This is a genomic window from Streptomyces sp. Y20 (assembly GCF_043195475.1).
Taxonomy (GTDB): Bacteria; Actinomycetota; Actinomycetes; order Streptomycetales; family Streptomycetaceae; genus Streptomyces.
In genome coordinates, this window is the sequence record NZ_JBIDDP010000006.1 from 23,284 (window position 1) to 48,982 (window position 25,699).

The window sequence follows — 25,699 nt, forward strand, 5'->3', positions numbered from 1 at the left end:
TCCCGGGGGCCGCCCCCGGGTCCCCGCCGCGAGAAGCGGGCCGGCCGAGGCGGCCCGGGATCACAGGGCGGGTACGGGGGTGAACCGGACGGGCAGCCGGGTCAGACCCCCGAGCCAGGGCGAGGGCCGACGGGTGAGGGAGTCGGCGGGAACCGCGAGATCGATGTCCGGCAGCCGGTCGAGGACCACCTCGATCCCGGTCCGCGCGATCACCTCGGCGATCTCCTGCGCGGGGAACGGACACCGGTGCTCGCCGTGACCGAAGGAGAAGTGCGCGTTGTTGCCGCCGGTCAGCGCGGAGGCGTCGGTGCGCACCTGCGGATCGGAGTTGGCGCCCTGGAGGCCGAGCAGCAGCAGGTCGCCGGCCCGGATCCGCCGGCCGCCGAGGTGTGTGTCCCGGGCGGCCCAGCGGCCCGCCACGTTCTGTGTGGGCGTGTCCTCCCACAGCACCTCGTTCATCGCCTCGGCGACGCTGTGCCGACCGCCGAACAGCGAGGCGGCGAACCGGTCGTCGGTGAGCATCAGCCGCAGCGAGTTGCCGATCCAGTCGGCGGTCGGCTGGTGGCCGGCGGCGAGCATCACCATCAGGTCCTGCACGATCTCCTCGTCGCTGAACCCGCTGTCGTCGGCGAGCATCCGGGAGACCACGTCGTCGGCGGGCTCCTTCGTCCGCTCCGCGAGCAACCGGCTCATCGAGGAGGCCAGATGGGACTGCCCGGCGAGGGCTCGCTCCCGTCCGTCGATCATGTCGTTCAGGGCGGTGACCAGCCCCGGGCCGTCCTCGTCGGGGAAGCCGTAGAGCCGGGCCAGGACCCGTACCGGCAGCAGCATCGCGTACTGCGCGATCAGGTCGGCCTCGCCCTCGCCGCACAGCGCGTCGATCAGCTCGTCCGCGAACCGCTCGGCGTGCCGCCGCAGTTCGGACGGGTCGACCGCCTCCAGCGCGTTGCCGACCATCGCCGCGCGCTGCCGGTGCCGTTCGCCGACGGTGTAGAGGATCGACGGCTGTCCGCGGCCGATCATCGGCAGCAGCGGCCAGTCCGCGGGGATGTTCTCCCACTGGTTCCACAGGCCCGAGTCCCGGCTGAACAGCGCCGGATCCCCGGTGACCTGGTGCAGTTCCCGGTAGCCGAGGACCAGCCAGGCCGGTATGTCACCGTCGAGCAGCACCGGTACGACCGAGCCGTGGTCGCGCCGCATCTCCCGGTGGAGACGGGCGGGTTCGGTCTGGAACCGGGATCCGCTGAGCGGGACGGCGTCGGGGGTGGTCACACGAACTCCTGTCGGGGCAGGCCCGCCCGCGCGGACGGGTCGGCGTACCGGTTCTTCACGTGCTGCACCAGCGTGATCAGCACCTGCTTGCCCGACTCCCGGGAACGGGCGTCGCAGTCGAGCAGCGGCACCCGCGGATCCAGGTCGAGGGCCTCGCGGACGTCCGCACCGGCGCGGACGGGGCCGCCGAAGTCGTTGCAGGCCACGATGAACGGCGTGCCGTGGTGCTCCAGCCGGTCGATCGCGTACCAGGAGTCGTCGATGCGGCGGGTGTCCACCAGTACGACCGCGCCGAGCGTGCCGGCGAACAACTGGTCCCACAGGAACCAGAACCGCTCCTGGCCGGGTGCGCCGAACAGGTACAGCACGTTGCGCGCGTCCAGGGTGATCCGGCCGAAGTCGAAGGCGACCGTGGTGGCGGACTTGCCGCGCACCTGGCGGATGTCGTCCACCGACTCACCGGCCCGGGTCATGGTCTCCTCCGTGGTGAGGGGACGGATCTCGCTGACCGAACGGACCAGCGTGGTCTTGCCGACGCCGAAACCGCCCACGACCACGATCTTGAAACCCTGGTCGGCGGAGGCACCCAACGGGGTGCGGGCGTCAGAGGTTGCGGAGTCCAACGAGCACCTGCTCCAGTATGTCGGGGTCGGTTATGGCCGGCCGGTGCGGATGACGGGCGCTGACGCGGCCCGCCGCGAGCAGGTCGCACAGCAGCACCCGGGTGATGCTCACGGGCAGCCGCAGCTCGGCGGCGATCTCCACCACCGAGGTGGGGGACCGGGTCAGCTTCAGGATCGCCACGTGCTCCGACTGCATGCCGGCCACCGGCTCCGACTCGGCGACCACGAGGGTGACCAGGTCGAAGGGGGTGTCGGGGCCGGTGCCGCTGCGCCCCTGGGTGAGGGTGTACAGCCGGTCGGGGGCGTCGTCCCGGCCCGGCCGGTTCATGCCCGGACGGCTCATGAGGTGCGGGGCGGAGCGGTCAGGTAGGCGCCGAGCTGCTCGACCAGTTCACTCATGTTGTGGCCGACGACCCCGGCGTCCGCGTCCTCCGCGGCGATCACCGCCAGATGGGCACCCGCGCCCGCCTCCACGATGAAGAGCACACCGCCGTAGAACTCCGCCATCGCGGAGCGCACGCCGCCGCTCCCGTCGCCGAACTCCACGGACGCGCCGTGCGACAGCGACTGGATGCCGGCCGCGATCGCGGCGAGCTGGTCGGCCTGGTCGACGCTCAGCTCCGGCGTCCGGCACAGCTTCAGCCCGTCCCGGGACAGCACGAGCGCGTGCCGGGCACCCGGGGTCTTCTCCAGCAGGCCTTCCAGGAGCCAGGTGAGCTTGTCGTCGGCGGTGGTCGGGCCGGTCATGAGGTGGAGTCGCCTTCCGGGTGCTGGTGCTGGTGTTCGTGCTCGTGCTGGTGCGGATGAGAGGAAGCGGCCGGGGCGCCGGGGCCGGCGGTGTCCTGCGGGGAGTCCCCCGCCGGAGCGCTGCCGGGCGCGGGCCTCTCAGGGGGTACGGCGGTCAGGTCGTCCGGCGCCACGGAGTGCGCGGAGCCGGAGGCGTGGTCGTCCTGGAGTGGCTTCCCGTTGCCTTCGTCCCGTGCCGGACCCTGGTGTGCGGGTGCGGGTGCGGGTGCGGGTGCGGGACCGGGCCGGCGGGTGCCGGGTGCGGACGGCCGTACCGCCTGGCGGAAGCTGCTGAAGCGGGCGGCGCGGGTCCTGCCCTCGTCGGTGCCCGGCGCGGTGCGGGCTCCGGCGGCTCCCTGCGCGGACCGGGCGCGTTCCGCCTCGGCGAGCGTACGGCCGCGGCGGCGCCTGGGCAGCCCGGCCGGGCCCTCCTGGGGCGGCGCGGCGGACTCGTGGACCGGGGCGGCGTCCACGGCGGCCGGCGCCTGCGCCCGTACCGGGGTGCCGGTCTCCTGGCGCGGAGCCGTGGTGGCAACCGGAGCGGCCGTGGCAGCCGGAGCGGCCGTGGCAGCCGGAGCGGCCGTGGCAGCCGGAGCGGCCGGCGTGGCCGGACCGGCCGGGGAGGGGCCGGTGAGGATGTCCTGCGGGATGAGCAGCAGCACGCCCGTGCCACCCCGCGCCGACGGCCGGAACGACACCTTCAGGCCGTGTTTGCGGGCCAGCCGGCCGACCACGGCCAGCCCCAGCCGGGTGCCGGTCAGACCGCCGAGCTCCGAGACGTCACCGGAGACCGCCCGCTCGGCGCGGCGCAGCTGGACCTCGCCCATCACCAGCCCGCTGTCCTCCACGGAGACGATGGCACCGGCCGGCACCTCTTCGACGTAGACGTGGACCTCGGCGTTGGGCGGCGAGAAGTTCGCGGCGTTGTCGAGGAGTTCGGCGAGGGCGTGCATCACCCCCTCGGCGGCGTGCCCGGCGACGGCGGCCTCGCTGACGGAGTGCACCCGCACCCGCCGGTACCCGGCGATCCGGCCCATCGCGCCGCGCAGGATGGACTCCATCCCGATCGGCCGCGCCCATCGGCGCCCCGACCGGGCCCCGGTGAGGACGGCGATGGAGTCGGCGAGCCGGCCGGCCTGCGCGGTGCGGTGGTCGAGCTGGAGCAGGTCGGCGAGCACGTCCTCGTCGGTGTGCCGTTCCTCCATCGCCCGCAGGTCGGCGAGCGTCGCCGTGGCGAGGGCCTGCATCCGGGCGGCGGCGTTGGAGGTCGCGGAGACCGCGGCGGCCCGCTCGCGGCGGGCGAGGTCCAACTCCCGGGACAGCCGGATGTTGTCCTGTCCGAGCCGGTCGAGCTCCCGTGCGGCCTCCTCCTCCCGGCGTGCGCGTTCGGCCGCGAACGACTCGGTGAACTCGGTCCGCTGCCGGGCCAGTTCGTCGATGAGGCGCTGCTGTTCCTGGCGCGCCTCCTCGGTCACGCGGGCCTGCTGCTGGAGCAGTCGCCCGATGTCCTGGGTGGCGCCCTCCAGCCTGCGCCGGGTGTCCCTGGCGCTCTGCAGGGCGTGCGCGGCCGTGGCCACCGCCGCGCTGAGTACGACCGCCGCCGCGCCGGCGCCCCAGGCGAGCGGGGAGCGCACCGAGCCGGGAGCCATCGCCACGGCCGTACAGACCACGAGCGCCGACAGCACCGCCGTCACGGCGAGGGCGGACACGAACGTGCGGAGGGAAGGTCGTTCGCCGGGATGCGTGGGCGCGGTCATCGGTCCGGTCTGGTCCTCGCGGCAGATGCGGGCAGTGGGGCTGGGAGACGTGCGGTCGGGAGGCGTACGGCTGGTGAGTGGTGACACCGGTGGTGAACTGGCGGTCACTATACGAGAATTCGTGATCGAAACAGAAAGGTTCCCTGTCCGTTCCAGGAACTGGACGGTCACAGACGTGGGTTCACCGTGAACTCGGGTGCGTTCGGGGGTAGACGGGCAGGGGTGGGTCGGCCGGGGGAGATCCGCACATCTATACGATGGCGCCTGAAACGGACGCAGGACGGACAAACGCCTCGCCCCGCCGGACCACCGGGAGCGAGGTGAAAGGGGCGATGGAGATGACGGGGGAAGCGAAGGCGATGGGCTGCCGTGCCTCATGACCACTGAACCGCACGCCGGGCCGTTCCGCTCACTGTTCGTACGGTTCGCCCGGTTCACCGGGCGCACACTGCGGGGCGAGTGGCAGGCCATCGTCGTCGATCCCGTGCGGCAGTTCGCGCGGCGCGGACTGTCCGGGCTGCTGCTGGCGTTCGTCGCCGCGGCCGGAGTCGTCTTCTTCCACGACATCGCCCAGCACCCCATCGGAGCGGTGTGGGTGCGGCGGCTCGGCGGCGTCCAGGCCGACCTGCCGCTGTGGCTGTCCCTGCTGCGCACCCCCGTGTCGCTGTACGTCCCCGCCCTCGATCTTCCGGTGTGGGCGGGCATCACCCAGCTGTTCCTCGCCTTCGCCTGGGCCGAACTGACCCTCGGCCGGGCCCGGACCCTGGCGGTCGCCTACGCCACGACCCTGGCCGGCACCCTCACCGCCCGTCTGATGATCGCGCTGGGACCCGGCTGGTGGGGGTTCGGTCTGCCACCCGAGGCCGGGCAAGTCCTCGACACCGGGCCCTCCGCGGCCGTCGTGGGCCTGTTCACCTACCTCGCGGTGATCCGGCGCGCGCCCGTGGTGTTCACGATGACCGGCGGCTCGATGGTGTGGGAGTCCATCGCCGTGCCCAACCTGGCCGGCCGCGAGCACCTGGTCGCGGTGGGCGGGGCGATCGTCCTCGGGCTCCTGCACGGCCGCGGCGAGCGGCTGCGCGCCGTCGTACGGTCCCTGGCCGCCCACGCGGTGGACCGCTCACCCGCCCCCCGGACCCTGACGACCCCCGCTTCCACGGAGACCCTGACAAAACCCGCTCCCACCCGGACCCCGACGGCCCCCGCTCCCACCCTGGTCCTCGCCCCCGAGCCCGGCCCCGGCCCCGAGCCCAGCCTCGCCCCCGAGCCGATCCACACCGTGCCGGCTCCCGCGTCCCCGTCCGCCCCCGCCGAACAGCCCGCAAGGACCCTGTCGAAGGTTCCGGCGCCGTGCGCCGACCGCTAGGGTCTTCCGTTCGGATCAGGCCGGATCAAGCCGGATCAGGGCGCGGTGCCAGGACCCGCGCGCCCGGCATGATCCGGACGGCAGGCCCCAGGGCCACCGGCTGCTGCGCCGGGCCGCAGCCTGCTGTACTGGTGAGGTGGTGACCACCCCCGGCGGGACCGGGCCGGCGCGGACGTGTGGCGGCGGCCACCCCGTCGATGTGATGGTTTTCGCACCTCGACCCGCGCGGACACCCCCTAGGGTGGCCGCGAGATACGGCAGGCGTGGCCGACACCAGGGTGTTCGTCGCCGGCAGGCAGCTGAAGGGAATCCAGGATGTTCCGCAAGGTGCTGGTCGCCAACCGTGGAGAGATCGCGATCCGCGCGTTCCGGGCGGGCTACGAACTGGGCGCGCGCACCGTCGCCGTCTTCCCGCACGAGGACCGCAACTCACTGCACCGGCTGAAGGCCGATGAGGCGTACGAGATCGGGGAGCCGGGGCATCCCGTACGGGCCTACCTCTCCGTGGAGGAGATCGTGGCCGCCGCCCGCCGGGCCGGCGCCGACGCCGTCTACCCCGGATACGGCTTCCTGTCCGAGAACCCCGAACTGGCCCGCGCCTGCGAGGAGGCGGGCATCACGTTCGTCGGCCCGGACGCGGCCACGCTGGAGCTGACCGGCAACAAGGCCCGCGCGGTCGCCGCCGCCCGCGCCGCCGGAGTGCCCGTGCTGGGCTCCTCCGCACCCTCCAACGACGTGGACGAACTGGTGCGCGCCGCCGACGAGATCGGCTTCCCCGTCTTCGTCAAGGCGGTCGCCGGCGGCGGCGGGCGCGGCATGCGCCGCGTCGCGGAGCCGGCCCAGCTGCGCGAGTCCATCGAGGCCGCCTCCCGCGAGGCCGCCTCCGCGTTCGGCGACCCGACCGTCTTCCTGGAGAAGGCCGTCGTCGACCCGCGCCACATCGAGGTGCAGATCCTCGCCGACGGCGAGGGCAACGTGATCCACCTGTACGAGCGGGACTGCTCGGTGCAGCGCCGCCACCAGAAGGTCATCGAGCTGGCCCCCGCCCCCAACCTGGACCCGGGCCTGCGCGACCGGATCTGCGCCGACGCCGTCCGCTTCGCCCGCGAGATCGGCTACCGCAACGCCGGCACCGTGGAGTTCCTCCTCGACCGCGACGGCAACCACGTCTTCATCGAGATGAACCCGCGCATCCAGGTCGAGCACACCGTGACCGAGGAGGTCACCGACGTCGACCTGGTCCAGGCCCAGCTCCGGATCGCCGCTGGTGAGACCCTCGCCGGCCTCGGCCTGTCCCAGGACACCGTCACCCTGCGCGGCGCGGCCCTGCAGTGCCGTATCACCACCGAGGACCCCGCCAACGGCTTCCGCCCGGACACCGGCCGGATCAGCGCCTACCGCTCGCCGGGCGGCTCCGGCATCCGGCTCGACGGCGGCACCACCCACGCCGGCACGGAGATCAGCGCGCACTTCGACTCGATGCTGGTCAAGCTCACCTGCCGGGGGAGGGACTTCCAGGCCGCGATCGGCCGGGCCCGGCGCGCGGTCGCCGAGTTCCGCATCCGGGGCGTGGCCACCAACATCCCCTTCCTCCAGGCCGTCCTGGACGACCCCGACTTCCGGGCGGGCCGGGTCACCACCTCCTTCATCGAGGAGCGCCCGCACCTCCTGACGTCCCGCTCCTCCGCCGACCGCGGCACCAAGCTGCTCACCTACCTCGCCGACGTCACCGTCAACAAGCCGCACGGCGCCCGCCCCGACGTGCTCGACCCGCTGACCAAGCTGCCGCCGCTGCCCGCGGGCGAGCCGCCCGCCGGATCGCGGCAGCGACTGGTGGAACTCGGCCCCGAGGGCTTCGCCCGCCACCTGCGCCGGTCGCCGACGATCGGCGTCACCGACACCACCTTCCGCGACGCCCACCAGTCCCTGCTCGCCACCCGGGTGCGCACCAAGGACCTCCTCGCCGTCGCCCCGGTCGTCGCCCGCACCCTGCCCGAGCTGCTCTCCCTGGAGTGCTGGGGCGGCGCCACCTACGACGTCGCGCTGCGCTTCCTTGCCGAGGATCCCTGGGAGCGGCTGGCCGCCCTGCGCGAGGCCGTCCCCAACATCTGCCTCCAGATGCTGCTGCGCGGCCGCAACACCGTCGGCTACACCCCGTACCCGACCGAGGTCACCGACGCCTTCGTGCAGGAGGCCGCCGCCACCGGCATCGACATCTTCCGCATCTTCGACGCTCTCAACGACGTCGGCCAGATGAGGCCCGCCATCGACGCCGTACGGGAGACGGGCACCGCGATCGCCGAGGTCGCGCTCTGCTACACCGCCGACCTCAACGACCCGGCCGAGCGGCTCTACACCCTCGACTACTACCTGCGCCTCGCCGAGCAGATCGTGGGCGCCGGCGCCCATGTCCTGGCGATCAAGGACATGGCCGGCCTGCTGCGCGCCCCGGCCGCCGCCAAGCTGGTCTCGGCGCTGCGCCGCGAGTTCGACCTGCCGGTGCACCTGCACACCCACGACACCGCCGGCGGCCAGCTCGCCACCTACCTGGCCGCGATCCAGGCGGGCGCCGACGCGGTGGACGGGGCGGTGGCCTCCATGGCGGGTACGACCTCGCAGCCGTCGCTGTCCGCGATCGTCGCCGCCACCGACCACTCCGAGCGGCCCACCGGCCTGGACCTCCAGGCGGTCGGCGACCTGGAGCCGTACTGGGAGGGCGTCCGGAAGATCTACGCCCCGTTCGAGGCGGGCCTCGCCTCGCCGACCGGCCGCGTCTACCACCACGAGATCCCCGGCGGCCAGCTGTCCAACCTGCGCACCCAGGCCGTCGCCCTCGGTCTCGGCGACCGCTTCGAGGACATCGAGGCGATGTACGCCGCCGCCGACCGCATCCTCGGCCGGCTGGTCAAGGTCACCCCGTCCTCCAAGGTGGTCGGCGACCTGGCCCTGCACCTGGTCGGCGCCGGCGTCTCCCCGGACGCCTTCGAGGCGACCCCCGACCGGTTCGACATCCCCGACTCGGTGATCGGGTTCCTCCGCGGCGAGCTGGGCACCCCGCCCGGTGGCTGGCCGGAGCCGTTCCGTACCAAGGCGCTCCAGGGCCGGGCCGCGGCCAAGCCCGTCCCCGAGCTGTCCGCCGAGGACCGCGACGGGCTGGCCAAGGACCGCCGGGCCACCCTCAACCGGCTGCTGTTCCCCGGCCCGGCCCGGGAGTTCGACACGCACCGGCAGACCTTCGGCGACACCGGCGTGCTGGACAGCAAGGCGTTCTTCTACGGCCTGCGCCCGGGCAAGGAGTACGCCGTCGACCTGGAGCCCGGCGTCCGGCTGCTGATCGAGCTCCAGGCGGTCGGCGAGGCCGACGAGCGCGGTCTGCGGACCGTGATGTCCACGCTCAACGGCCAGCTGCGGCCCATCCAGGTCCGCGACCGGGCCGCGGCCTCCGACCTTCCCGTGACGGAGAAGGCCGACCGCAGTGATCCCGGCCATGTCGCGGCACCCTTCGCCGGTGTGGTGACCCTCGCGGTCACCGAGGGCGACGAGGTGGCGGCCGGTGCCACGATCGCCACCATCGAGGCGATGAAGATGGAGGCCACGATCACCGCCCCCAAGGCGGGCCGGGTGTCCCGCCTGGCCATCAACCGCATCCAGCAGGTCGAGGGCGGCGACCTCCTCGCCGAACTGACCTGACCCGACCCGCCCCGACCCGCCCCGCGCAGCCCGGCACCGGGGCGGCGCGGGGCGGGTGCCGTTCGCCGGTTACCGGTGGTCGACGAGGTGGCGCAGGCGGGCGAGGAGCAGATTGGGGTCGCGCCGGGTGACGTACGCGCCGCTCGGCACGTACACGGTCCGGCCGCGCACCGCGACGGCGGTCGGGTTGGACAGCCCGTCCTGTGCGGTGAGCACGGTCGTGACGGTGCCGTCCGGGCTGACCAGGACGACCCTGCTGCCGTCGTTCAGCGCGGCCAGCACGCTCCTGCCCTGGCCGGGGAAGGCGAAGTCGTCGACGCCGTCGAGCCCGGTGGTGCGTGTCTCGACCGGCCCGGCGGAGCCGTCCGGGCCGACGGGGAAGCGCAGCAGCGTGCCCCGGTCGGTGTTGGACACCCACACGGCGCCGCGGTGCACCTTGATGCCGTTGGCGCCCGAGCCCGAGCCCGAGCCCGAGGCCGGTGCCGCGGAGAGCGGGGTGAGTGCCGTGTCCGACGCCCAGTCCGTGGGGGTGCCGCCGGCCCGCGGGACGCTCCAGACGGTGCCGTGCACCGAGTCGGCCGCGTACAGCACGCCCCGGCGCTCGTCGAGGGCCAGCCCGTTGGGCAGCCCGTCGGCGGGCAGCGCCGCGATCCGCTGCGGCGCGCCACCGGCGGGGGAGAGGCGCCAGATGCCGGTGGCGCTGGTGCCGGTGGCGTAGTTGACGTACAGCGTGCCGTCGTGGGCGCGGGCGATGCCGGTGACGACGGCGCCGCGCACGACCGGCGTGGCCGGGTTCGCCACGGCGGGCAGGGTCGCGAGGATCCGGGTCCGCCCGTCGGGGGTGACGCGGGCGATCTGCCGGGCGAGGGCGAGGGTCAGGTCGGCGGAGCCGTCGGGCTCCAGGGCGATGTTCTCGGGCGTCTGCCGGGCGGCCGGGTCGAAGTGGGCGACGACGCGCGCGGCGGTGACGACCGGGTCGGTGCCGGGGGCGGGCGCCGCGCCGACCAGGCCGAGCGCGAGCACGGCCGTGGCGGTACCGGCCAGGCGGGGGAGCGGGGGCATGTGACCTCTTTTCGGTCGGCGCGCGGGGCGCCGGCGTGCGGGGTCACACCACCATGAGGGGGTGCGGACGGCCGGTGACGGGAGCCGGGGCCGGGACGTCGCCCACGCGGCCCACCTCCCGGTACCGGACGCGGTGCGCCCGGGTGACGGCCGGCCGGGTCAGTCCCAGAGCGGGTAGGTCACGACCCGCTTGAAGCCCTCCGGGAGGGCGCCGGTGTAGGTCAGGCTCATCCGGGTGTAGTGCCGGACGCCGGGGTCCTTCTTCCAGGGCTGGGCGCCGTCCAGCCGCACGGTCACCGGGTAGCGGTGGAACGTGCCGGCCGCGCAGTACGGCTTGCAGTCGTTGAGCAGGTTCACGCCCGCCGCGGTCGCGGCCCGGCCGCTCCACCGCGTCCAGTGCAGTGCGGTGAGCCGGCTGTTGCCGTCACCGCAGGCCAGGATGAAGTCGGTGGGGCGGACGGTGCGGTGCCACAGGCAGTCGACGAGGACCGGCCGCGGGTGCGCGGCCGGCCGGTGGACCGCGGACGGCGGACTCGCCGAGGCCGTCGTCATGGCCGCTGTCAGCAGAACGCCTGCCGTGAGGGTGACCGTCGTGCCCACCAGTGATCCGCGCATGGCCGCTCCCACCCGTCGTGCTGTGTCCGACCGCGTTCCCTCGACGCTACGACCGTCCCGCCGTTTGCACCAGTCCCGCAGGTGGGGGCGGGTGCCGGTGGTGTTCCGGCGCCCGCCCCCATGAGCGGGACGCATCAAGCGACGATGTGTCGCGTGCGCCCGCCGGCCCGCGTCAGGCGCGTCCGGGAGGACAGGCACGTCAGGCCCTCAGCAGGCGCCCTCGTCCTGCCAAGCGCCCCACTCCGAGGCGCCGGGCACCTCGTTCTGGGTCCACCACTTGGCCTTCCAGTTGTGCTTGTTGTACGAGACCTCGTTCCCGGCCGTGTAGGTGGCCGTCGCGCTCCAGGCGGTCCTGCAGGAGGTCGGGGTGGGCGTGGGAGTGGGCGTCGGGGTGGGGGTCGTGCTCGGCGGGGTGGCGCCGGCGAACCTCACCGAGTATTTGGCGAAGTCCCAGGGGTTCTGGGCCACGCTGGAGCAGGTCCCGGACGTACGGCCGCCGTTGTCGGCCGGGGAGCACTGCCGGTCGCGGTTCAGCGACCAGAAGGTGAACCGGTCCATGTTGTGGCTCGTCGCGTAGTCCAGCACGGTCTGGAAGTCGGCCTGACCGAAGTACTCGCCGGTGTCGCTGCGGCCGTTCATGCCCGAGAAGCCCTCGTGGGCGTAGGCGGTCGCCTGGTTCCAGCCGAAGGTGGACTGGAGAATGGAGTTGAAGTTGGTGAGCGCGCTGGTCTGGCTCGCCGCCCCGTTGAAGCCGCCGTCGAACGGCATGATGGAGAAGTTGTTCGGGGTGAAGCCCTGCGACTTGGCCTCCAGCAGCATCTGCTTGCCGAACCAGCCGGTGCCGTCCGCGGTGCCGGCGGTGGTCACGGAGACGTACAGCCCCGGGTTGTTCTGCTGGAGGATCTTGGCGGCGCCGATCTCGTTCTTGATCGCCGCGGTGTTCTCGTACTCCGGCTCCTCCAGGTCGAAGTCGATGGCGTGCAGCCCGTACTTGGTGATGACCTGCTGGTAGGCCGCCGCCGTGGAGGCCGCGTCGGCGCAGGCCTGGCCGAGCTTGGTGCCGCCGTAACCGCCGATGGAGACGGAGACGTCCCCGCCCTTGGCGCGGATGGTGTTGATCACCGACTGTACGGCCGTGTCCGAGGAGACGGACGACGTGCCGCCCCACGTGGGTGTGCAGCCGCCACCGTTGGGGGCGAGGACGAAGGCCAGCTGGAAGGCCTTCAGACCGGTGGCGTCCATGATGGCGGCCGGGTCCGGCGGCTCGTTGTCCGTCGGCATCAGATAGGGGGCGGCGGCGTACCAGCGGTTGCTGAGCGCGGTCGTCGCGCCCGAGGCGCTGCCCGCGACCAGTGCGGTGCTGCCGGCGGCGGCGAGCGTGACGGCTGCCGCCGCGCCCAGACATGCCCGAAGACGTCTCATGCGTGCCTCCAGAGGGTGGGGACCCGGGAACGGGGAGCCCCACCCTCTGGGAGCAGTCGCGGCCACGTCAATAAGTTGGACTAGACCAACTTGCTCTTTGGACTAGACCATACCTTTTCTTTACCTTCCGTCGACCAGTCGCACCGTGAACCCGCGGTCGAGCGGCAGTCTCGCCGTGGTGACGGTCGTGACCTGCCCAGCGGCGTCGTACGACCAGGTATCGCGCGGAAGTTGACGCCCGTCGAGCAGGATCCGCGCGGGTGCGCCGGCGCCGTGCACGGTGAACCGGTAGGACCGGACGGCCGCCTTGCCCGCGTAGTCGCCCCTGCTCGCCCCTACCGCCACGGTGGTGCCCCGGGTGCCCTCACGCACCGACACCCGCTGGGTGGCCGCGGCGCCCTTGGCGAAGGCACGGGTCACGCCGTCGTCCTCGTACAGCGTGTAGTGGCTGGTGCCGTGCGCGGCCGGGTAGAGGTCCCAGTCCAGCTCGTGCCGGTCGCGGGTCTGCCAACTCGTCGTCCCCTTCGGCCACATGGGCACGATCGCGCCTTCGCGCACGAACAACGGGAGGGTGTCCAGGGGCGCGTGGTAGCCGTCGAGCGTGGTCGGGCCCCGGTAGGTGCGGCCGGTCCAGTAGTCGGTCCAGGTGCCCTTCGGCAGGTAGATCCCGTCGCGGGTGTCGGAGTTCTCGTAGACCGGCGCGACGAGGAAGTCCGGGCCGGACAGGAACTCGTACGCCGCCTGCGCGCCGAGCGTGCCGGGGTCGTCCGGATACTCCAGCCACAGCGGGCGCACCGCGCCCACACCCGTCCGCGCCGCCTGGGCGGACAGGGTGTACATGTACGGCAGCAGCCGCTCCTTCAGCTGGAGATAGGCGCGGTTGACGGAGGTGTACGGCTCACCGTCGCGCCAGGGCTGCTGGTCGGCGGGCTTGCCGGTGGTGATGTCGGTGGCCCAGCCGTCCATCGTCATGACGGCCGGCAGGAACGCCTTCCACTGGAGGTCGCGGGTGTACATGGTGGGGTCGTGGCGGTAGATGCTGCCCACGTCGCCGGTGTTGTAGGCGATGCCGGACAGGGTCGCCCCGGCGTACGTCGGGATCTGCCAGCGGATGTAGTCCCAGGACAGCTTCTGGTCGCCGCTCCACAGCACCCCGCAGCGCTGGGCGCCCGCCCAGGACACCGGCAGCCACACGAAGCCGCGGGCGTCGCTGTTGTCCTCGATCCCCCGCTTGGCCGCGTCGCAGGCGTCCAGCGCGAACCGGTAGCCGTTGCCCACCCAGGCCACGTCCAGCTTGGCCACCCGCTGGCCGGCCCGGACCTGGTCGGCGAGTTTCCCGATGCCGTCCTGGGTCCACAGGCCGAGCTGGGCGTGGTGGTCCTGCAGGCCCTTCCCCGTCTGCTCCAGGTCCTCGTACCCGCAGCCGTACCCGTCGTTGACCAGCATCCAGCCGAGCGGCATCCCGTTCGCGGTGTAGCCGTCGGCGGTCTTCAGCGCGTCCAGGGTGTGCCGCTCGCCCCGGTTGGCGTTGTGCAGGTAGCAGTCCGAGTCGCCCGGCTCCAGGCCGTACACCGGTGGCATGAAGGGCTTGCCCACCAGCGACGTGTACTGGCCGATGACCTGGCGGGCGTCGCCGAGGAAGTAGTAGGCGTCCAGGCGCCGTTCCTGGTGGCCGGTGGTGACCGGCGAGCCGAAGCCGTACACGCCCGGTGCGAAGGTGTTGCGGAAGACGCCGTAGCCCGCGCTGGAGAGGTAGAAGGGCTGGGAGTTGTTGTAGCCGCCCTCGTTCCAGTCGAAGCTGTTCGCCACGTGGATGGTCCGCCCGCGGTGCGAGAAACGGCCGTTCTGCTCGCCGCCGCCGAAGAACTGCTCGTCCGCGCCCCGGACCAGGCTCTGCCGCATCCCGCCGGTCGACCAGCGCAACGGCTTGTCCTCCTGCCAGATCCGGGTGCGGTTGTCGGGCCGGTACAGCCCGAACCGCAGCGGCTTCTTGTACACGCGCAGCACCGCCTGCGGGGACCGGATGCCGTAGTAGCCGCCCGCGTCGAAGGACGAGGTGTGCCGCTGCCGGGCCGGCTGCCCGCGCACGATGGCGGTGCCGGCCGGGTCGCTGAGCGAGCCCGACGGATCCGCCTGGAGACGCAGCCGGCCGCCCGTCAGGAAATCGGCGCGGGCCGTGAGCCGCCCGGCCCCGATGGTGTAGCGCCCCTCGCCGCCCGAGAAGGAGGTGAGGGCACCGGCGTCCGCCGTGGCCGGCAGATAGGCGGTGCCCGTGAAGGAGTTGTCGTGCACGTCGTACGGCACCACCACGACGTGGTACGTCCCCGACGCCCGCGGGATCACCGTGGCCTCGGGGTCGGCGGTGCCCGCACCGGACGCCACCTGCCTGCCCTGGTCGTCGTAGACGTACAGGTCGAAGTCGTCCGAGGGGTGCTCCCAGCCGACCGACAGCGGGACACCGCCCTCGGGGTTGTCGTCCCAGTAACCGTCCGGCACCGAGACGGTCAGGTCGAAGCGGTCGCACACCTTGCTCTCGGGGTCTTCGGCGGCACCGGGGCAGTGCTCGGGCCCGGCGCCGGTGCCCTTGGCGTAGACCGGGCTCCGCCAGGTGACGCTGCTGTGGCCCGGGTCCAGCACCGCGCCGGACGCGGTGGCGGTGGCGTGAGCGGGGGCCGGAACGGCCAGCGCGGTCCCGGCCAGGACGGCCGACAGCCCCAGCGGTATCCAGGCCGGCCATGGCACACGGTGTCGGAGTCTTCGCACGGCGGAACAGCTCCCCTCGCACCTTCGCGGACTGACTGTTCTTACGCGGCGTTGCTCGGAAACGCTCGGAACGAGCATCATTCGAGCAACTTCACGCACGCAGCGTCGGTGTAGCTACAGGTTCATGTCAATACCGCGGTGGGTCATGCCGCGCTCCGCGGCCCCCATCGGCCGCGCTGGGCACCCTTGACAGACCGCGGGCTTTCTCGTCAGGTTTGAGCCAGCTCCCACGGTTCGGTTTCCCGGCCGGGGAACGGGCGACCTGACGTGGGGATCGACGTGGGGATCAACGACGTGGAGATCACCGTCCACAGACCCGGTGACCTGACGCCCGGCCTGCGCAGGGCCTGGCACCTGGCGATGGACGAGTCACCCGAGTACGCCAACCCGTTCCTGGCCCCCGAATTCGCCGCCGGTGTCGGGCGGTTCCGGTCCGGTGTGCGCGTGGCGGTGCTGCGGGAGAGCGGGGAACCGGTCGGCTTCCTCCCCTATGAGCGGGGGCCGCTGGGCACCGGCCGGGCCGTCGGACTCGGTCTGTCCGACTGCCAGGCTCTCGTGCACCGGCCCGGAGTCACCTGGAACGTGCGGCAACTGCTGCGGGCCTGCGGGCTCAGCATCTTCGAGTTCGACCATCTCGTCCGGGAACAGACCCCGTTCGAGCCCCACGTCACCGGTACCTTCGCCTCCCCGGTGATCGATGTGAAACCCGGCGACGGCACCTACGCGCAGTGGCTGCGCGAGGCGTACCCCGGTTTGGCCAGGACGACGCTGAAGAAGGAACGCCGGCTCGGCCGGGACGTCGGCGAGGTCCGGTTCGTCTTCGACGAACGCGACCCGGAGGCACTGCGCACCCTCATGCGGTGGAAGTCCGCGCAGTACAGGAGGACCGGCCGCATGGACCGGTTCTCCCGGCCGTGGATCGTCGGCCTGGTGAACCACCTGTTCCGCGTCCGCGAGGAGCACTTCACGGGAGTGCTGTCCGTGCTCTACGCGGGCGACCGGCCGGTCGCCGCCCACTTCGGACCCCGGTCGGGCACCGTCCTGGCCGCCTGGTTCACCGCCTACGATCCCCGGCTCCCCGCCTACTCGCCCGGGTTGATGATGCACCTGCGGACCGCCGAGGCCGCCGCCCGGCACGGGGTGAGCCTGGTGGACCTGGGGCGGGGTGACAAGGAGTACAAGAACTGGCTCAAGACCCGCGAACTCCGGGTCGGCGAGGGCTTCGCGGCCCGTCCGCACCCCGTCGCACTGGCCCGGCGCCTCTGGCGACGCCCGGTACGCGGCCTGCGCAACACGGTGCTGGCCCACCCGGGCCTGCGCGAACCGGCCGACCGCCTGCTGAGAACGGCCGGCACGCTGCGGACGCACGCGCGCTGACCCGCCGCTACGGCCACCGGACAGGGTCCGGGCCCGGGTGAGGGGACCATGGGCCGGCCCGAGCCGCGGGCCACGGAACGGGCGCGCCCGCTCGCCACCGGCCGATCCACGAGACCGGCCGCGCCGGGACCGGCCGTCGGCACCTCGTCGCGAGGGCGGAGCCGCGGGGCGCGGGCCACGCCGTCATGCGGCCGGGTTCCCCCGCGCGGATGTCCGCCACCCGCCGCGCGGAAGCGCCCGTCACGCCGTCACGCCGTCACGCCGACGGTGCCGCGATGCGCAGGGTCGGGGTCGGGGTCGGCGTCGGGGTCGTGGTGTCCGTGGTGCCGGTGATGTCCGTCCACCAGTCGGCGCCGTCCTCGACATAGCGCAGCAGGACACCCTCGCGGATCGCCCAGGGGCAGACGACGGCCCGGGGCAGGCCCATCAACTTCAGCGCCGTGTGCCCGACGACCGCCCCGGCCAGGCTCTGCGCGGCGCGCGGCGCGGAGATGCCCGGCAGCTGTGCCCGCTCGGCGGTGGGCAGGGCGGCGAGTGCGTGCACCGCCTCGCGCAGATCCCGGCAGGCCAGCTGACGCTCGACGAACGGGCCGTACCGCCCGGGCGCGGCCCCGCACAACCGCGCCAGCTGCTGGAACGTACGGGAGGCGACGACAGCGGTGCGTGGCCGCTCCCAGCGGATCCGCGAGGCGACGTCCCGCAGCTCGTGGCGGATCCGGCGGCGCAGTTCCTTCAGCTCACCCGGCCCCGGCGGGTCCTGTACGCCCAGATGCTCTCGGGTCAGCCGGCTCGCGCCGAGCGGCAGGGACGCGGCGAAGTCGGGCAGCCGTCCCCTGCCGAACGCCACCTCCAGCGAGCCGCCGCCGATGTCGAGCAGCGCGAGCGGGCCCGCCTTCCAGCCGAGCCAGCGGCGGGCCGCCAGGAAGGTCAGCTCGGCCTCGGTCTCACCCGGCATCGTGCACATGCGGATCCCGGTGCCCGAGGCCACCCGTTGCAGGACGTCCGCCCGGTTCGGAGCGTTGCGTACCACGGTGGTCGCGAAGGCCAGCGGTCCCGCGGCACGCCACCTGCGAGCCGTTGCGCCCGCCGCGGCCACCGCCCTCACCAGTTGTTCCACGGCCTCGTCGGCGATGGTGCCGTCCGCGCCGGCATGCTCGCACAGCCGCAGTTTCCACTTGACGGTGTGCACCGGCAGCGGAACACCGCCTTCCACGTCTGCGATCACCAATCGCACCGTGTTCGACCCCGCATCCACCACGCTCACCCGCATGGCCGGGGAGTACCCGTTCAACCGCCGATCATCCGTCCGGCGGGGGGCGCGCCGGTGCACAGGGGCCGCGGCGCGTGCCTCGGGAACGGCGCGCACGTCGGTCCGACAGGCACGACGAGCGCGCCTCCGGACGCGCAACCGGACGCCCCGGTCCGGACGATCGTGCTCCGGCCCGGGCGCGCGCTTGGCTCGGGACCCTGCGCATCCGTAGCCCGGCAGCGGACCCGAGGCCCGGGCCAGGAGGGCCGCGTCCCGCTGGGAGGGCCGCGTTCCGCCCCGGGTGTGCGCGGTCCCGTCCCGGACGCCCGCCCGCTTCCGACCCCCCGTCCCCGCCCGGCGGGTGGCGTTCCGCCCCGGGTGTGCGCGGTCCCGTCCCGGACGCCCGCCCGCTTCCGACCCCCGTCCCCGCCCGGCGGGTGGCGTTCCGCCCCGGGTGTGCGCGGTCCCGTCCCGGACGCCCGCCCGCTTCCGACCCCCGTCCCCGCCCGGCGGGTGGCGTCCCGCCCCGGGTGTGCGCGGTCCCGTCCCGGACGCCCGCCCGCTTCCGACCCCCGTCCCCGCCCGGCGGGTCGCGTTCCGCCCCCGGTGTTCGCGTTCCGCCCCGCTCCGGGCGTCCGCCCGCTTCCGACCCCGCCCAGCCGTCTTCCCCGCCCCGGACGCCCGCCACAACCGATCCGGCGTCCTCGGGACCGGCGCCGACGCGGTGGCCGCTCGATGCGCGCCCGGTCCTCTGCCGGGGCCGGCACCCGTGCCGCCGCGCTCCCCTCGGCCTCGGTAACCCCGCTCCCCGCCCCGGTCACCCCGCGCTGTCCGGATCGCGGCTCCGCGTCAGCTGCCCGGCCCCCCGCTGGACTTGAATGGTCGTCATCACTGCCGGCGCGGGACGCGGCGGGCGAGGGGGCGGGTGCGGTGAAGGTACTGGTGATCGGCGGTGGGATCGCGGGTAGCGCGGCCGCGCTGGGGCTGCGCAAGGCCGGGCACGACGTCACGGTGTTCGAGGCCCACCCGGACACGGCCGAGGACATCGGCGCCTTCCTGACCCTGGCGAGCAACGGCATGCGCGCCCTGGCCGAGCTCGACGCCACGGACGCCGTCACGGCCGTCGGTTTTCCGCTGACTTCGCTGCGGCTGCTGGACCACCGGGGAGCCGAGGTGAGGCGCGGACCGCTCGGTGAGGCCGACGATCCCGCCCTGCGCTACCGCTGTCTGCGCCGCGGCGAGCTGAACGCGGCCCTCCAGGGCGAGGCGGTCCGGCGGGGGATCCGGCTGTGCCACGGCGCGCGGCTGGTGTCGCTGACGGACGGCCCGGGCGGCGTCGCCGCCCGTTTCGCCGGTGGCGGTACCGCCATGGGAGACCTGCTCGTCGGTGCCGACGGCCTGCACTCGGCCGTGCGGCGGCTCCTCGCACCCGGCGCCCGGCCCGTCTACGCGGGCCAGCGGGTCTACTACGGCTACGGGCACACCGGCGCCATCGGTCCGGCGCCCGCCACGGCCGGCGTGATCACCATGGTGCGGGGCGCCGCGACCGCGTTCGGCTACGCGGTTTCGCCGGCCGGGGAGACGTACTGGTTCGCGCGCGCCGGCGGAGACCCGCTGCCCGCCGGCGCGACCGCCCGACCGTCCGCCGTGCTGCGCGAGCAGTTGCTGCCGTTGCTGCGCGAGGACGACACGCCCGCCGCCGGTCTCGTCGAGGCCTGCGACAGCATCATGGTCACCAATGCCACGGAGCTGCCGCTCGGCACCACCTGGCGGGCGGGACGCGTGCTGCTCGTCGGTGACGCGGCCCACGCGGCCTCGCCTGCGACCGGCCAGGGCGCCTCGATGGCCCTGGAGGACGCCGTCGTCCTCGCCAAGGCGCTGCGTGACCTGCCCGACCCGCCGACAGCGCTGGCAGAGTACGAGCGGTTCCGCCGCCCGCGCGTAGAGCACAACATCACCGTCAGCGGCGGCCTCTCCCGAGGCACCCGCCCCCCGTCCGGGCCGGCTGCCGTCATGGCCCGCCCCGCCGAACCGGACGAGGAGCTGATCCGCCGACTGGCCTGGGACGAACCGCTGTCGTGACCGGTGCCCCGCCGGCGCTCGCACCGGCAGGCCGGTGACGTCCCACCGGTGCCGCGCCGGCGCCTCCCGCGCGACACGGTCGTTCGCGCCGTCCGCCGGGCCGCGCACGGCTGCGCCCCGCGGCCCGGAGGCGGCCGTGCCATGAGGGCGGCTCCGCGGCGGTGCGGACGCCTGCCCCGTGCCGCGGGTCGCGGTGCGGGTGATCGTGGCGCGGTAGTTGAAGGATGTGGCGTCCGAAGGCTTGTAACCCGCTTGACTCACCACTTAAATCACAACATGAACTAAGCCGTGGGGTCAGCCGCTTGACCCCCGAGCCGTCTGGAGCCGCCGCATGAGACTGAGATCCCTGGGCATCGCGCTGTCCGCCATGGCAGCGCTGATCGCCCTTCCCGCCACACAACCCCCGGCCGCCGCGGCCGAAACCCCCCTGTCCCAGGGGAGGACGGCCACCGCGTCGTCCGAGGAGAACAACGGCACCACCGCCGCGCTGGGCGTCGACGGCGACACCGGGACCCGCTGGTCCTCGGCCGCCGGGGACGACCAGTGGTTGCGGGTCGACCTGGGAGGCAACGCCACCGTCACCCGGGTGGTCCTGAACTGGGAGGCCGCCTACGGCAAGGATTACAAGGTCCAGATATCCGCCGACGGGAACAGCTGGACGGACCTGAAGTCCGTCACCGGCTCCGACGGCGGCGTCGACACGCTCGACGTGTCCGGTCAGGGCCGCTACGTGCGCATGCTCGGCGTGCACCGGGCCACCTCGTACGGCTACTCCCTCTGGGAGTTCCAGGTGTTCGGCAGCACGGGCGGCAGCGGGACAGGCTGCGGCACCGCCAACGCCGCCCAGGGCAGGACGGCCACCGCCTCCTCCACCGAGAACGCCGGCACGCCCGCCTCCGCCGCCTTCGACGGCAGCACCACGACCCGCTGGTCCAGCCAGGCGGCCGACCCGCAGTGGCTCCAGGTCGACCTCGGTTCCGTCCAGGACCTGTGCAAGGTCGACCTGAACTGGGAAGCCGCCTACGGCAAGGACTTCCAGATCCAGGCGTCCGCCGACGGGCAGAGCTGGAGCACCCTCAAGACCGTCACCGGCGCCACCGGCGGCACGGCCTCGTACGACGTCGGCGGCTCGGGCCGCTACGTCCGGATCCTCGGCACCGCGCGCGGCACCGGCTACGGCTACTCCCTGTGGGAGGTCGCCGTGCACACCGGCTCCACCGGCGTCCCGCCGGTCCAGGGCGGCGGCGACCTCGGCCCGAACGTCATCGTCGTCGACCCCTCCACCCCCAACCTCCAGCAGAAGTTCGACGACGTCTTCGCCAAGCAGGAATCGGCCCAGTTCGGCACCGGCCGGTACCAGTTCCTGCTCAAGCCCGGCACGTACAACGGGATCAACGCCCAGATCGGCTTCTACACCTCGATCTCCGGGCTCGGGCTGAACCCCGACGACACCCAGATCAACGGTGACGTCACCGTGGACGCGGGCTGGTTCAACGGCAACGCCACCCAGAACTTCTGGCGTTCGGCGGAGAACCTCGCCATCAAGCCGTCGAACGGGACCGACCGCTGGGCCGTGGCGCAGGCCGCGCCCTTCCGCCGCATCCACGTCCAGGGCGGCCTCAACCTCGCCCCCAACGGCTACGGCTGGGCCTCCGGCGGCTACATCGCGGACTCCAAGGTCGACGGTACGGTGGGCCCGTACTCCCAGCAGCAGTGGTACACCCGCGACAGCTCGGTCGGCGGCTGGAGCAACGGCGTGTGGAACATGACGTTCTCCGGCGTCCAGGGCGCCCCGGCGACCAACTTCGACAACGGCCCGTACACCACGCTGGACACCACCCCGGTCTCCCGGGAGAAGCCCTTCCTGTACCTCGACGGCTCCGCCTACAAGGTGTTCGTGCCGGCCAAGCGCACCGGCGCGCGGGGCGTCTCCTGGCCGGCCGACGCCGGTACGTCGCTCCCGCTCGACCAGTTCTACGTCGTCAAGCCGGGCGCCACGGCCGCCACCATCAACGCGGCCCTCGCCCAGGGCCTCAACCTGCTGTTCACGCCCGGCGTCTACCACCTCGACCAGACCCTCGACGTCACCCGCCCCGACACGGTCGTCCTCGGACTCGGTCTCGCCACCCTGGTCCCGGACAACGGCGTCGACGCGATGCACGTCGCCGACGTCGACGGTGTCAGGCTCGCCGGATTCCTGATCGACGCCGGCGCCGTCAACTCCGACACGCTCCTGCGGATCGGCACGCCCGGCGCCAGCGCCGAACACTCCGCCAACCCCAGCACCATGCAGGACGTGTTCGTCCGCATCGGCGGCGCCGGACCCGGCCTCGCCACCAACTCGGTCGTGGTGAACAGCAACAACGTCATCATCGACCACACCTGGCTCTGGCGCGCCGATCACGGCAGCGGCGTCGGCTGGAACACCAACCGCGCCGACTTCGGCCTGCGCGTGAACGGCAACGACGTCCTCGCCACCGGCCTGTTCGTCGAGCACTTCAACAAGTACGACGTCTACTGGTCCGGGGAACGCGGCCGGACCATCTTCTTCCAGAACGAGAAGGCGTACGACGCCCCGAACGCCGCAGCCGTCACCCACGACGGCATCACCGGCTACGCGGCCTACAAGGTCGCCGACACCGTCACCACCCACGAGGCATGGGGACTGGGCAGCTACTGCAACTACACGGCCGATCCGTCGATCGTCCAGGCCCACGGCTTCCAGGTGCCCACCACCTCGGGCATCCGGATGCACGACCTGCTGGTGATCTCCCTCGGCGGCCAGGGCCAGTACGCCCACGTCGTCAACAGCACCGGCGCACCCACCTCGGGGACCAGTACCGTCCCGTCCAAGGTGACGTCCTTCCCGTAGGCCGTCCCGCGTCCCGGGTGGAGGCCGAGCCCCGCCCGGGACGCCCGTCAGGCCTCGCCCAGGGACTCGTGCGGGTTCCGCCGGAACTCCTGCCGGTAGAGGGAGGCGAAACGGCCCGGGTGGTGAAAACCCCAGCGGGCCGCTATCGACGTGACCGTGGCCCCGGCGCCGGGGTCGGCGTCCAGCAGGTCCCGGTGGGCGTGCTCTAGCCGCACCCGGCGCAGATGGGCGAGCGGTGTCGTGTCCAGATGCCGGCGGAAGGCGTACTGGAGCGCGCGCACCGTCACATGGGCCGCGCCGGCGATGTCGGCGACCGTGACGGGCTGGTCGGCGTGGTCGTCGATGTAGGCGAGCGCGCGGCGCAGCATCACCGGGTGCGCGTCGTGACGGTCGGCGGCGGTCGGCTCCTCCAGTGCCGTGCTGGGAAACGCGGCCAGGACGCTCGCCGCGAGGTGCTGGGCGGCCGTGGCGGCGACCAGCGGCTGGTCCGCGATCCGGGCGTCGGACAGCACATGGTCGCGCAGATGGGCGATCGTACCGCTCAGGTGCCGGGCCGCCGCCGCCGAGCGCGGCCGGTGGCCGGTCAGCCGCACCGGGGCAGAGCCCGCCGGGCCCGCGGCCACCTGGGAGAGCAGCGCCGGGTCCAGCATGGTGATGTTGTAGCGGGCGTTGTGGATCCGCCCCGTGAACGGCAGGTCCGGCGGCGCGAACAGCACCACGTCACCCGGTCCGAAGGCGTCCTCGACGCCCTGGAAGCCGTGGTCCCGCACGGTTCCCTCGTGCATGACGCACAGGCAGATCCGGCCCAGCGGGGACACCGAGTAGCTCATCTCGAAGTCCAGCGCGAGTTCGTCGACACTCACCGAGGACAGGGCGGCGCGGTGGATCCGGGCGTGGTGGGAGCCGGGGGTACCACTGGCGATGCGCATCCTGGCGTAGGCCCGACTGAGGAAATCCTCCGTCGCCTCCAGGTCGTCGCTGTCGAAAGTGAGCGATTCCATTCCGCTCACCTGCCCTTGAATTCCCTCCCCATGTGCCGCTGACCAGCTGTTTTTCGTTTTCTGTACCGCATTGCGCAATGTTGTTCGCCTGGCGGCTGTTTGAGAGGGAGACTGATGCGCATGGTGATCGCATGATCGGATGTGACGAGCAGGCGGACCGGCTTGACGCGCTCCGGGAGGAGGTCGCCCAGCTGCGCCGGGCCCTCGTCTCGCACGCGCTGGTCGACCAGGCGATCGGCGTGGTCATCGCCCGCGCCGGCCTGCGCCCGCAGCAGGGCTGGGACGTGCTGAAGCACGTGTCGCAGCACACCAACACGAAGATGCGGGAGGTGGCACGCTGCCTGGTGGAGTGGCCGTCCTCCGGCCGCCTGCCGGACGTGATCCGCCGGGCGCTGCCCGCCGCCGTGCGGCACGTCCGCGCCGCCGCCCAGGGGCCGGGCGAGGAACGCGAGGCACGCCACGCCGCGCGGGCCTGAGCGGGCGTACGACGCTCAGGCGGCGGCCCGGCGCAAACCCCCCCACGCGCGCCCTCGCAGGTCCGCGTCCCGCAGCACGTCCACGGCCGTGCAGGCCAGTGCCTCCACCACCGCCGGCAGGACACGGCGGGCCCGCTCCGACGCCGCCGCCGCCGCGAACTCCGGTGTGTGGTCGGAGCCGTCGGCGTCCATGACCGCGACGAACGGATGGATGGCGGGCACCCGGCCGCTGACGTTGCCGATGTCGGACGAGCCCAGGTAGACGCCGGGAGCGGGCGGGGTGAGGGTGATCCCGGCGCGGTCCAGATGCCCGGCGAACCGCTCGGACAGCACCGTGCTGTCCCGGAAGTGCTCGTACCGCACGCTCGCGCGCTCCATCGTGACGGTCGTGCCGGTCGCCAGCGCCACCCCCTCGGCGGCCGTGCGCAGCTGTGCCGCCAGGCCGTCCAGGGCGGCGGTCGTGAGCGCGCGCAGCCCGAAGCGACCCTCGGCGAACTCGGGCACGATGTTCGTGGCCGTACCACCGTGCGTGATGATGCCCTGGACGTGAGATCCCTCCGGCAGCCGCCGGCCCAGCGCCGCGACCACGTTGAACAGTTCGACCAGCGCCGCGAGCGCGTCGATCCCCTCCGTCGGGTTGCCCGTGGGATGCGCGGCCCGGCCCTGGAAGGCCACCAGGTACTGCTCCTGAGCGGTCAGCGGGGCCCGCGCCCAGTCGTACACCCCGGGGTGGAACATCAGGGCGGCGTCCACCTCGTCGAAGACCCCGGCCTCCACCTCCAGCGCCTTGCCGCCCCCGCCCTCCTCGGCCGGCGTGCCCACCGCGAGGACCGTGCCCCCGTCACCGCCCAGCACCGCGTCCGTGACCAGGGCCGCCCCGAGGCCGGCCGCCGCGATCAGGTTGTGCCCGCAGGCGTGTCCCAGCCCGGGCAGGGCGTCGTACTCCAGGGGGAACGCCACCACCGGCCGGCCCCGGCCCGAGCGCGCCGTGAACGCGGTCGGCAGGCCCGCGGTCCCGCGTCGCACCTCGAACCCCGCGCGTTCCAGCTCGCCCGTGAGCAGCGCCGCCGCCCGGTGCTCGGCGAACGCGGTCTCCGGGTCGGCGTGCAGGGCTGACGCCACGGCCCACAGCGCGTCCGCTCGGCGCGCGACCTCCTCCTGGACCCGGTGGTGCGGCGACACAAGTCCTCCTGCGGCTCGGTGTGATGTGCTCCGTGCCGGAGCCGGGTTCCACCGAACGGCCTACTGACACCGGGCCGATGGGTTTGGGGTACGGCGGCGGTGCA

Annotated in this window: 18 protein-coding genes; 6 read left to right on the plus strand and 12 right to left on the minus strand. The window is 73.3% G+C overall.

The features are described 5' to 3' along the window. Positions 1-60: 60 nt before the first annotated feature. From ACGFT1_RS16895 to ACGFT1_RS16915, 5 genes are read right to left on the minus strand one after another with little or no spacing between them, the layout of a single operon-like run. Complete coding sequence (locus ACGFT1_RS16895; RefSeq protein ID WP_373909742.1) at positions 61-1,272, minus strand: cytochrome P450; 1,212 nt, start codon at positions 1,270-1,272, stop codon at positions 61-63. Next, positions 1,269-1,895: an ATP/GTP-binding protein gene (locus ACGFT1_RS16900; RefSeq protein ID WP_373909743.1), complete on the minus strand. Its 627-nt coding sequence runs from the start codon at positions 1,893-1,895 to the stop codon at positions 1,269-1,271. Before ACGFT1_RS16900 ends, ACGFT1_RS16895 begins: the two co-directional genes overlap by 4 nt. Continuing rightward, positions 1,876-2,223: a DUF742 domain-containing protein gene (locus tag ACGFT1_RS16905; protein ID WP_356822701.1), complete on the minus strand. Its 348-nt coding sequence runs from the start codon at positions 2,221-2,223 to the stop codon at positions 1,876-1,878. Before ACGFT1_RS16905 ends, ACGFT1_RS16900 begins: the two co-directional genes overlap by 20 nt. An 11-nt stretch (positions 2,224-2,234) precedes the next feature. Next, the gene (locus tag ACGFT1_RS16910) at positions 2,235-2,642 is read right to left on the minus strand and encodes a roadblock/LC7 domain-containing protein (protein ID WP_356822699.1); all 408 of its coding nucleotides are present in this window, start codon (positions 2,640-2,642) and stop codon (positions 2,235-2,237) included. Continuing rightward, the gene (locus ACGFT1_RS16915) at positions 2,639-4,438 is read right to left on the minus strand and encodes an ATP-binding protein (protein WP_373909744.1); all 1,800 of its coding nucleotides are present in this window, start codon (positions 4,436-4,438) and stop codon (positions 2,639-2,641) included. Before ACGFT1_RS16915 ends, ACGFT1_RS16910 begins: the two co-directional genes overlap by 4 nt. A 376-nt stretch (positions 4,439-4,814) precedes the next feature. Between ACGFT1_RS16915 and ACGFT1_RS16920 the strand changes: the two genes are divergently transcribed. Both ACGFT1_RS16920 and ACGFT1_RS16925 read left to right on the plus strand, forming a co-directional pair. Beyond that, positions 4,815-5,804, plus strand: coding sequence for a hypothetical protein (locus ACGFT1_RS16920; RefSeq protein WP_373909745.1), 990 nt, complete (start codon positions 4,815-4,817; stop codon positions 5,802-5,804). A 315-nt stretch (positions 5,805-6,119) separates the two neighbouring features. Then, positions 6,120-9,494, plus strand: a complete 3,375-nt coding sequence (locus tag ACGFT1_RS16925) for a pyruvate carboxylase (protein WP_373909746.1) — start codon at positions 6,120-6,122, stop codon at positions 9,492-9,494. Between the two features lie 69 nt (positions 9,495-9,563). Here ACGFT1_RS16925 and ACGFT1_RS16930 read toward each other — a convergent pair whose 3' ends face one another. The 4 genes from ACGFT1_RS16930 to ACGFT1_RS16945 form a co-directional block, all read right to left on the minus strand. Beyond that, positions 9,564-10,556 carry an SMP-30/gluconolactonase/LRE family protein gene (locus ACGFT1_RS16930; protein WP_373909747.1) on the minus strand — a complete coding sequence of 331 codons (993 nt, stop codon included), beginning with the start codon at positions 10,554-10,556 and terminating at the stop codon, positions 9,564-9,566. Positions 10,557-10,715: 159 nt separating this feature from the next. Beyond that, a complete protein-coding gene (locus ACGFT1_RS16935; protein WP_373909748.1) occupies positions 10,716-11,171 on the minus strand; it encodes a hypothetical protein in 456 nt (151 codons plus the stop codon). Positions 11,172-11,378: 207 nt separating this feature from the next. After that, entirely contained in the window at positions 11,379-12,593 is a 1,215-nt protein-coding gene (locus ACGFT1_RS16940) for a carbohydrate-binding protein (protein WP_373909749.1), read from the minus strand. A gap of 120 nt (positions 12,594-12,713) precedes the next feature. Then, complete coding sequence (locus ACGFT1_RS16945; RefSeq protein WP_373909750.1) at positions 12,714-15,335, minus strand: TIM-barrel domain-containing protein; 2,622 nt, start codon at positions 15,333-15,335, stop codon at positions 12,714-12,716. 315 nt (positions 15,336-15,650) lie between these two features. On the opposite strand from ACGFT1_RS16945, the gene ACGFT1_RS16950 reads away from it, so the two are divergent. Then, entirely contained in the window at positions 15,651-16,733 is a 1,083-nt protein-coding gene (locus ACGFT1_RS16950) for a GNAT family N-acetyltransferase (protein WP_373910099.1), read from the plus strand. A 256-nt stretch (positions 16,734-16,989) separates the two neighbouring features. On the opposite strand, the gene ACGFT1_RS16955 is transcribed toward ACGFT1_RS16950, so the two are convergent. Beyond that, complete coding sequence (locus ACGFT1_RS16955; protein ID WP_373910100.1) at positions 16,990-18,003, minus strand: Ppx/GppA family phosphatase; 1,014 nt, start codon at positions 18,001-18,003, stop codon at positions 16,990-16,992. 909 nt (positions 18,004-18,912) lie between these two features. Here ACGFT1_RS16955 and ACGFT1_RS16960 point away from each other — a divergent pair. After that, the gene (locus ACGFT1_RS16960; protein WP_373909751.1) at positions 18,913-20,064 is read left to right on the plus strand and encodes an FAD-dependent oxidoreductase; all 1,152 of its coding nucleotides are present in this window, start codon (positions 18,913-18,915) and stop codon (positions 20,062-20,064) included. A 331-nt stretch (positions 20,065-20,395) separates the two neighbouring features. Beyond that, on the plus strand, positions 20,396-22,936 hold the full coding sequence (locus tag ACGFT1_RS16965) for a discoidin domain-containing protein (protein ID WP_373909752.1): 2,541 nt from the start codon (positions 20,396-20,398) through the stop codon (positions 22,934-22,936). A 47-nt stretch (positions 22,937-22,983) separates the two neighbouring features. Here the strand turns inward: ACGFT1_RS16965 and ACGFT1_RS16970 are convergent, their stop codons facing one another. After that, on the minus strand, positions 22,984-23,937 hold the full coding sequence (locus ACGFT1_RS16970) for a helix-turn-helix transcriptional regulator (RefSeq protein WP_373909753.1): 954 nt from the start codon (positions 23,935-23,937) through the stop codon (positions 22,984-22,986). Positions 23,938-24,068: 131 nt separating this feature from the next. Here ACGFT1_RS16970 and ACGFT1_RS16975 point away from each other — a divergent pair, with 131 nt between their 5' ends. After that, complete coding sequence (locus ACGFT1_RS16975) at positions 24,069-24,413, plus strand: ANTAR domain-containing protein (RefSeq protein ID WP_373909754.1); 345 nt, start codon at positions 24,069-24,071, stop codon at positions 24,411-24,413. A gap of 15 nt (positions 24,414-24,428) precedes the next feature. On the opposite strand, the gene ACGFT1_RS16980 is transcribed toward ACGFT1_RS16975, so the two are convergent. Next, positions 24,429-25,595 (minus strand): amidohydrolase, encoded by a 1,167-nt coding sequence (locus ACGFT1_RS16980; protein ID WP_373909755.1) that lies wholly within the window; start codon positions 25,593-25,595, stop codon positions 24,429-24,431. Positions 25,596-25,699: the final 104 nt, after the last annotated feature.